Below are 2,053 nucleotides of genomic sequence, written 5' to 3' on the forward strand. Positions count from 1 at the left end.
CAGCCAGCATTTCCGTTTGCGCCTTCCCGATCTTTGCGGCGACCTGTTGGTCTAGAGTCGTCAACACGGCTCGCGGGCGTCGGGCGAGTCTTCTGCCGTAGAGCGTATTGGCGAGGGACGCGGCTGGACAAGTTAGTGATTTTACGACAGAGCCTCCGCGTATCGGATGATACTCTGATTTTGCACGTTTTCGACCAATTCATCCGCACGCAATAAAAGCCGGCGGAGCAAGGGAGAGGGATTTGCCTCGTTGTATCCCAGAGTGAGATCAACCGTCGGCGGCACACCTTCCAGTGCTCTGGCAACGACGTTTGGTGCCAGCATATTCTGCGCATAGAGCGGGACAAGAGTAATTCCCCCCGTGGACGCGACGAGCGACATTGCCGACGATATATTCTCGCCTTCGTATCTTGCCTTGAGCACGATCCCCGCACTCGATGCGTAATCCTCGATCGCAGCTTGCAATACCGGAGATGTTCTCGCCGAACTGACGTAAATTTCGCGGGCGAGATCTTCCGGCCGAATCTTTTTGCGCGATGCCAAGCGATGGCTCGCCGGCAGCACGGCGAGCAGAGGCTCTTTCGCCAACAATTTGAAGGATAGACCCAAACTCTGTTTCTCGGGACGAAGGAAGGCTAGGTCCAACCTCCCGCGCATTAACGCAAGGGCAAGCTCTGGAGAGGATAGGCTGCACAGCGTGACTTCGGTCTCCGGCGCTTCCTCACGGATCATGCGCAATAGGTGAGGCAGCCACGTGACCTCCAGCCCAACTAGAAACCCCATAGCGATTGTGGGCCTTTTCGGCTCTGCCGTCCGTCGGGCGCCTTCGATCGCTGCCTCGACTTGCAGAAGTGCCAACCGAGCGTGATCCAGAAACACCTTACCGGCGGCGGTGAGCGTCACGCCACGCGGCTGCCGCTCCAGCAGTTTTACGCCGATTTCGCTTTCCAGATCGCGAATTTGCCTGCTGAGTGACGGTTGGGAAGTATGTAGCCGTCGCTCGGCTGCGGTCAGTAGGCTTCCCTCCTCGGCAACCGCAATGAAGTAGCGCAAATGCCTCAGTTCCATCCGGTCCTCGCTATACCTTTAAGGCATAGCTCGAACATACAAGGTATTTGTCTTTGATATAAGGGGGGATTTAGTTGACGTCGCAATTTGGGGATATGATCAAACGCGCCTCAACGGAGGCATTTCCCAATCAACTGTGTCCAATCGGAGAAGGAGCGACTCGATGCCTACAATCACTACCGCAGACGGCGTAAACATCTTCTACAAGGACTGGGGCTCAGGCCAGCCGATCGTTTTCAGCCATGGCTGGCCGCTGTCGGCGGACGACTGGGATGCCCAGATGACCTACTTCCTTAGCCACGGCTATCGGGTAATCGCTCACGACCGGCGCGGCCACGGTCGGTCCGACCAGCCCGGCACCGGCAACGACATGGACCATTGGGTTGCAGACCTCGCGACCCTGACCGAGCACCTCGACCTGCGCGATGCGATCCACATCGGCCACTCGACTGGTGGTGGTGAGGTGGCTCGCTATGTTGCTCGCCACCAGGAGCGCGTCGCGAAGGCCGTCCTGGTGGCTTCACTGACACCGAACATGTACCGGAGCGAGGACAACCCGTCCGGTCAGCCGCCAGAATGGTTCGAGGCGATCCGTGCAGGCGTGCTGGGCAACCGAGCTGAGTTCTTCCGTTTCGTTCCTGAGAATCCGTTCTATGGCTACAATCTGGATGGGGCCAAACCTTCGGAGGCAGTGATTGCGAACTGGTGGCGTCAGGGCATGACCGGCGGCGCCCTCGCCCACTACGCGACGGTCGCCTCCTGGCTCGAAGATTACACCGACGACCTCAAGAAGATCTCCGTGCCGGTGCTGGTGATGCATGGCGAGGCAGATCAAGTTGTTCCATTCGCAAGTTCAGTTCCGCGCGCGGTCGACCTGCTCAAGAATGGGTCGCTTAAAACCTACCCCGGCTATCCCCATGGCATGCTGACCACGCACGCGGATGTCCTCAACCCCGACCTGCTCTCGTTCATCAGGTCCTGACGA

General features: G+C 58.5%; 2 protein-coding genes. One reads left to right on the forward strand and one right to left on the reverse strand.

Annotated features, from left to right (window positions below; all coding sequences use genetic code 11):
- Positions 1–141: 141 nt before the first annotated feature.
- The gene (locus tag FHX05_RS30175) at positions 142–1,068 is read right to left on the reverse strand and encodes a LysR family transcriptional regulator (protein ID WP_183876547.1); all 927 of its coding nucleotides are present in this window, start codon (positions 1,066–1,068) and stop codon (positions 142–144) included.
- Positions 1,069–1,231: 163 nt separating this feature from the next.
- On the opposite strand from FHX05_RS30175, the gene FHX05_RS30180 reads away from it, so the two are divergent.
- Entirely contained in the window at positions 1,232–2,050 is an 819-nt protein-coding gene (locus FHX05_RS30180) for an alpha/beta hydrolase (protein WP_183876549.1), read from the forward strand.
- The last annotated feature ends 3 nt before the right edge of the window (positions 2,051–2,053 follow it).

This window comes from Rhizobium sp. BK491 (assembly GCF_014194925.1).
In the GTDB taxonomy this organism is placed as follows: domain Bacteria; phylum Pseudomonadota; class Alphaproteobacteria; order Rhizobiales; family Rhizobiaceae; genus Rhizobium.

Excerpts from the sequence above, each read along its gene's own strand:
- FHX05_RS30175 (WP_183876547.1), bottom strand. The coding sequence starts at position 1,068 with ATGGAACTGAGGCATTTGCGCTACTTCATTGCGGTTGCCGAGGAGGGA.
- FHX05_RS30180 (WP_183876549.1), top strand. The coding sequence starts at position 1,232 with ATGCCTACAATCACTACCGCAGACGGCGTAAACATCTTCTACAAGGAC.